This is a genomic window from Streptomyces sp. WELS2 (assembly GCF_013870595.1).
Lineage (GTDB): Bacteria > Actinomycetota > Actinomycetes > Streptomycetales > Streptomycetaceae > Streptomyces.
Window position 1 is genome coordinate 1 of sequence record NZ_JACBWZ010001241.1, and the last position, 1,369, is coordinate 1,369.

The 1,369-nt window shown below is 72.8% G+C and carries 3 protein-coding genes; all 3 read right to left on the reverse strand.

Annotated elements, in window-relative coordinates; translation table 11 throughout:
* A partial coding sequence (locus H5J33_RS35360; RefSeq protein ID WP_181798734.1) for a zf-HC2 domain-containing protein occupies positions 1-273 on the reverse strand: 273 nt, incomplete at its 3' end.
* 62 nt (positions 274-335) lie between these two features.
* Entirely contained in the window at positions 336-947 is a 612-nt protein-coding gene (locus H5J33_RS35365) for a sigma-70 family RNA polymerase sigma factor (protein ID WP_181798735.1), read from the reverse strand.
* Between the two features lie 159 nt (positions 948-1,106).
* Positions 1,107-1,369, reverse strand: a 263-nt coding sequence (locus H5J33_RS35370) for a CGNR zinc finger domain-containing protein (protein ID WP_181798736.1), incomplete at its 5' end; no start/stop codon positions are given.

A 1,369-nucleotide genomic window follows, 5' to 3' on the forward strand; every position in this document is an offset into this window, starting at 1 on the left:
GACCTCGTCCACCAGCTTCTCCACCAGCCGGGGGCTGGGCCGGGCGGCCAGCGACTCGCCGATCGCGGGCGTGCCGCCGGAACCCGGCAGGTCGGCCAGCGCGGCGAGCACCGGCTCCATCCCGGCCAGCTCGTCCAGTTGCCGGGCACACCACTCGCAGCCGGCGAGATGCGCCTCGAAAGCGGTTGCCTCGGCGTCGTCGAGGATCCCGAGGGCGTAGGCGCCCACGGTCTCGTGTTCGCTCGGCACCTCGGCTCCCTGGCTGGGGTTCATGGGCCCAGACATACCCGGACCACCCGGTCCGAATCCACGCTGCCCCCCGTACCCGCTGCTCATCACGCCGTCACCCCCCGCTCCTCCAGTGCCAGCTTCATCGACCGCAGGGCGTAGAACACCCTGGAACGGACGGTTCCGCTGGGTATGCCCAGGGTCTGGGCCGCCTCGTTGACGGTACGCCCCTTGAAGTACGTCTCGACGAGGACCTCCCGGTGGGCCGGGGTCAGGTCGTCGAGCGCGTCCGACAGCGTCATCAGCCACAGCGCCTTGTCGATCTCGTCCTCCGCGGGGATGACCTCCAGCGGCGACGGATCGACCTCCTGCGGCCGGGCCTGCCGGCTGCGGTGGCCGTCGATGACGATGCGGCGCGCGACCGTCACCAGCCAGGGGCGTACCGAACCGGTCGCCCGATTGAGCCGACCGGCGTTCTTCCAGGCACGGATGAGCGTTTCCTGCACGACGTCCTCGGCGCGCTGGCGGTCGCCGGCGACCAGCCGCAGGACGTAGGCGAGCAGCGGACCGGCGTGCTCCCGGTACAGCGCGCGCACCAGTTCCTCGTCCGGCTCCGCGGACGGTGCGGGCACGCGGGCTTCCGAGGGGTGTGAGGACATGCGATGTCGGGCCCTCGTTCCACGGTCCTTGGCCACGGCCGCATCCTTGCGCACGCCCACCTCCGGTGTCCGGGGGTTCCCCCAGTCGGTCGCTCGCCCACCCGTACGCGGCGGGGCGGTGGGGTGTTCAAACCGGAGGCGCGGATTTCCCGGGGGCGGGCCGCCGACCGGGACATGCCCGCATATTTCCACCACGGAATCTTCACCTGCCGCACATGCTCAGGCGCGGGTGAGCGCGGCCCGCCGCCGGTGCCGGGCGACCCGTTCCCGGTTGCCGCACACCTCGCTGGAACACCAGCGCCGGCGCCGCCCCCGGGAGGTGTCGAGGTACACGAGGGGGCACTCGTCCCCCGCGCACCGCCGCACCGAGGCCCGCGCGACGGGATCGGTGAGCAGCTCCACGGCGTCCCGGGCGACGACGGCGAGCAGCCCGGCACACCCGGGCGGCCCGGCCAACTCCCGTACCAGACACCCGTCTTCCC